Source organism: uncultured Methanobrevibacter sp., from assembly GCF_937906425.1.
Classification (GTDB): domain Archaea; phylum Methanobacteriota; class Methanobacteria; order Methanobacteriales; family Methanobacteriaceae; genus Methanobrevibacter.
Window position 1 is genome coordinate 1 of sequence record NZ_CALCYR010000179.1, and the last position, 5144, is coordinate 5144.

5 protein-coding genes are annotated in these 5144 nt (G+C 28.7%); 1 reads left to right on the plus strand and 4 read right to left on the minus strand.

Features of this window, described 5'->3' with window-relative positions:
• Positions 1-113 precede the first annotated feature (113 nt).
• From Q0138_RS05085 to Q0138_RS05100, 4 genes are all read right to left on the minus strand, one after another.
• Positions 114-1529: a lactaldehyde dehydrogenase gene (locus tag Q0138_RS05085; protein WP_297981719.1), complete on the minus strand. Its 1416-nt coding sequence runs from the start codon at positions 1527-1529 to the stop codon at positions 114-116.
• A gap of 164 nt (positions 1530-1693) precedes the next feature.
• Positions 1694-1906 (minus strand): class III signal peptide-containing protein, encoded by a 213-nt coding sequence (locus Q0138_RS05090; RefSeq protein WP_297981721.1) that lies wholly within the window; start codon positions 1904-1906, stop codon positions 1694-1696.
• 32 nt (positions 1907-1938) lie between these two features.
• On the minus strand, positions 1939-2841 hold the full coding sequence (locus Q0138_RS05095; protein WP_297981723.1) for a type II secretion system F family protein: 903 nt from the start codon (positions 2839-2841) through the stop codon (positions 1939-1941).
• Between the two features lie 404 nt (positions 2842-3245).
• On the minus strand, positions 3246-4298 hold the full coding sequence (locus Q0138_RS05100; RefSeq protein ID WP_297981725.1) for an aminopeptidase P family protein: 1053 nt from the start codon (positions 4296-4298) through the stop codon (positions 3246-3248).
• A 260-nt stretch (positions 4299-4558) separates the two neighbouring features.
• Between Q0138_RS05100 and Q0138_RS05105 the strand changes: the two genes are divergently transcribed.
• The coding region (locus Q0138_RS05105; protein WP_297981727.1) for a hypothetical protein at positions 4559-5144 on the plus strand (586 nt) is incomplete at its 3' end.

The window sequence follows — 5144 nt, forward strand, 5'->3', positions numbered from 1 at the left end:
AAACTTAAAATTTTCTTAAAAAAATAAAAAAAATAAAATAAAATTAAAATTAAAATTTTCTAATAATAAAAGAAATGATTAATTTTTAATTAAAATTCTAGAAAGATAGAAAATTATCTGCAGTTAAATGCCAGCAATTTAGTTTTACACATAGCCTCAACTGCATACTTTATTCCTTCCTTTCCAACCCCACTTGACTTGAATCCTCCAAATGGCATTGCATCAGTTCTGAATGAAGATTCCTTATTAATCAAAACAGAACCTGCCTCGATTTCATTTGCACATCTTAATGCATTATGAACATTTTCAGTAAATACTCCTGATTGAAGACCATATTGGGTGTCATTTGCTGTTTTAATAGCTTCATCAATTCCATCAACACGAATGATTGGAGCACAAGGGCCAAAGGTTTCCTGAGCAACTATATCCATTGACATATTAACTCCGTCCAAAATGGTAGGTTGGAAAAATGCATTTTCCCTCTTGCCTCCCAAAAGGATTTCTGCACCATCACGAACTGCACTATTTACAGACTGTTCAACATTTATTGCAGCATTTTCATTAATCAATGGACCAATATCAGTTTCCTTGTCCATAGGATTTCCCATTTTAAGCTTTTTAGTCTCTTTGATAAACATATCAATAAACTCATCAGCAATCTTATTGTCCAAAATAATCCTTTTTACGCCAATACAGACCTGACCTGAAAAGGAAAATGCACCTGAAACTGCAGCACTTACAGCATTATCAATATTTGCATCATCCAATACAATCAATGGATCATTTCCACCTAATTCCAAGGTCAATTTTTTCATTCCCGCCCTTGATGAAATAAACAAACCTGTTGCAACACTTCCTGTAAAGGTTATCTTATCAATTCCCTGGGAGACAACCATTGCATCCCCTACTTCACTTCCAAAACCTGTTACTGAATTGATTACGCCTTTAGGAAAATGATTGTTAATTATTTCAACAAGCCTTAAGGCTGCTAAAGGTGCCTCCATTGAAGGTTTCATGACTACAGCATTTTTAGCTGCAATAGCTGGAGCTATCTTATGCAATGCAAGATTAACAGGAAAATTAAATGGAGTGATTGCTCCAACAACACCTAAAGGAACTTTCTTTGTAAATGCTAAAAAGCGTTCATCTACAGATCCTGTTGCATCAATAGGTACAGATTCCCCATAAATACGTTTAGCTTCTTCAGATGCATATTTCAATGTTTCACATGACCTTTCCAATTCCCCAACAGCGTTTTTATAAGGTTTTCCAGTTTCTAAAACAATCAATTTAGCCATTTCTTCCTTTAATGAAAGCAATTCCTCATATGCATCAAAGAGATTGTTTGAAACTTCCTTACTGGACAATCCTGACAAAACTTTTTTAGCGTCATTTGCAGCTTCAACAGCCCTATCAACATCATTTCTATATGCAATTGGAACAGTGTCTACAATAGAATCATCATAGGGATTTTTAATATCATAATGGTCTGATTTATCTACAAACTCACCATTTATTAACATTTTCATAAAAATAACTCCATAAATTTAATTTAAATTAGAATCAAAATTTTATCCAATAATTAAGATTAAAATAAATAAAGAAAATATTTAATTTTTCTTAAATTACTTATGTTTTAATATTAAGTTTATTAAATTTATAGATTTATAGATTTATATAATTATTTTAATAATTATTCAAATTTGGAAGCGATATCATTAAAAGAATTGTTTAATGAATTGATCTCATTAGAGTCTAATTCTTGAGTAAAATCCACTAAATAATTCTTATACATAGACATGCAAACCAAAACAATTACTATTATTCCTCCTAAAATCAGCAACAATTCAACTGAACCTTGTCCATTATCATCAAAAATAAAAGTATGAATTTCTTTAAAAACCATATAATCATCCTAAAACTGCTTAAATTAAAATACTAAAATCCAAAAAAGCTTATTCCAAATGTATTTATCAATGTAAAAACTAAAAATGCAAGAATTGTAATTGGAATAGAAAACTTCAAGCCCTTTTTAATATCACCATACATAATCAAGGCTATTAAAAACCCCGCTAAAATCGAATGTATAATAAGATAGATTTCACTTGCAAGAGGCGCAATTTCACTGATTGCACTTATCTTACCTAATTCTTGCATAAATGAGGAATAGACTCCAACCATCCCCAATGCAAAGGGGGCGGCAATTACAGATGCAAGAACTAAAAACATAACTGACATCATAACTGAAGACTTTCTTTCACGTTTTAAAATAATCATTGCCCTTAAGTCATCACTTACATCACTTATGACATCGGCCAAACCGCCACCACTTTTATGAGCATTTAAAATTATCTTAAAACTTCTCTCCAAATCCTTGGAGTTCAGTCTAATTGCCATATTATAGAATGACTCATCAAAACTCTTTCCCATCCTTATTTCAACAACAGCTCTTTTAAGCTCATCATACAATGGACCATTCCCATGCTGTGAAAGATCCATTAAGGCATTTTCCAAACTCATTCCAACACGCAACATAGAAGACAATTGTCTTAAAAAGTCAGGAAGTGAATTTTCAAGCTCTTCTGACCTTTTTTCAGCCCGGATAAAAACAAAGAGCAAAAAAAGTAGAATAGGCAAGACTATTGCAAAAATCATAGAAAGCAAAATATCAAATGAAAAGATTAAAGAAAAAATAGAAAATATAAGCAGCAAAACCAGAACTGAAAGAACTAAAATAGCTAGAATCTCTGATGCAAATGTAAAAATCCCCGCCCTAATAAGATATTCCTGAAACTTCAATAGAATATTTTCACTTAATTTTTCTTCAAAAAAACTTGACAATTTATAAATAAAATCCTCTACAAACATTGATTATAATTTAATTAAAGTAATAAATAAATATTTCGTAGTTTTTTTTAAAAATATTCATTTTTAAATCAATATTACTAAAATAAAACAATATTACGAAATTAAATCAATATTACAAAAAAATTAAACATTTTTAATAAAATTAAAAAAATTTAAAAAAAGTAAAAATTTAAAAAAGTAAAAAAATCATACACAATAGAAAAATAAAACTAAAAAAAGAAATAAAAATTAAAAAAATCCTATTAAAAATAAGAAAAAAATAAATTAAAAAAATCTATTAAAAATAAGGAAAAATAAAATTAAAAAAAATCTATTAAAAATAAGGAAAAAGAATAATAAAAAACAAATCCTCGATTGAAAAATAATAAAAAAGAAAATTAAAGTATTTGAGGCAAATTACCAACCAATTTTCCCTTTTTATCAACTAAAACCATATCTTCTATCCTCACTCCGAATTTCCCTTCAAGATATATTCCAGGTTCAATTGTAATTATCATATTATTTTCCAAAACTGTTTTGTCCCTATATGAAACAGAAGGATTTTCATGAATGTCCAGACCTAAACTATGACCTGTGCTATGAATAAAATTATCTCCATAACCATATTCCGCAATGATGTCTCTAGCCACCTTATCAACTTCACAAGCTTTTACACCTGCTTTTACAGCATCAACCGCCTTATCATGAGCTTCAAGAACAATATTTGAAATCTCTTCCTGCTTTTCATTATAAATAAATGTTCTTGTAGTGTCTGAACAATATCCTTCAAATTTACAGCCATAATCAACCAAAACAGGAGTGTCTAATTTTACATGCCTTGGAGTTGAATGAGGCAAGCTTGAAACCGCACCTGAAGCGAAAATAGTGTCAAATGATTCAACTGCAGCACCATTCTTTCTCATCAAATAACCTAATTCATAGGCACATGCCCATTCTTCTGCCCCATCTTCCTGCTTTTGACGAACATCCAATTCAAGCAAAGACTTATGAGCAATCTCTGTGGCCTTGAATATTTTTTTAATCTCATCATCAGACTTAATCATTCTTTCAGTGGATATGACATCAGAAATAACTAAATTGAAATCCTTGAATTTTTGATAGACATTGGCAGTCAAATCTGATTCAATAGCAAGATTTTTAATATTTTCCTCCTTTAAAAAGTGAATTAAATCATCAAATGACTCATATTTTTTTATTTCAATGGAAGATGTGTTTTTTGCATTTTCCAAATCCATTTCAGAAACATAGATAATTGGATTTTCCTTGAGCACCATAAATGCAAAACTGGTGGAAAGATATCCTGAAAGATAATAAATATTGTTAAAATTAGCCACCAACATAGCATCAAGGTCATTTTCTTCCAATTTTTTTAAAATATTATCAATATGAAATTTATGAGCCTTAGCAGAATTATTTTTTAAATTAAACATGAGAAAACCTTTAAATCAATTAGTTATTAAATTAAACATGAGAAAACATTAAATTCAGTTTTTTAAATTAAAAATTATTAAATTCAGTTCTTTTTAAATTAAAACTTACTAAATTCAGTTTTTTAAATTAAAAATTATTTTTTTAAAAAATTTTTTTAAATAAAAATCCTGCGAAAATTTAATTAATAAATTATTTTTTAGAAATAAATAAAATTTAATTATAAATTAAATTTTAGAAATAAATAAAATTTAATTTAGAAATGGCTGATATTAATTATAATCCTGAATATGTTGATCCAATAAATGATGGATCAACTAAAGATGATGTACCAGAAAAACCATATTATGATGATGTCGAAGCTCCAATACCTCAAATGGTAAATAATTATAATCAACCTCAATATTATAATAATGATATTCCTTCTCAAAATGATATTCAACAAGGGTCTATAACAAATACAACAGATGGACCTTATAATTCATCTCAAGCAAGCAATAATTATTATAATAATCAATATGAATCGAATACTAATGTTGAACGACCAGTTCCAGCTCCAGTAAGAAGAAAATATAGAATGGGAGAAAATCCAAGGACTTTAATGATAATGAGTATAATACTTATTCTTATTGTTATAGCTGATGTAATACTAGAAATATGTTTTAGTTTTTTTAGTCCAATGATATTAGCAGATGATATTGCTATATTAACTATGGCTATTGTTTATTTGATTCTTATTGCAAAAAAAAGGCCTACTAATCATCCTGCTTTAGGTGCAGTGACTGTTTTTGTTTGGTTTGTTGGATTTGGAGTTAAAGGTTTTGGAATGACAAAAGCCCCTGGTAAAG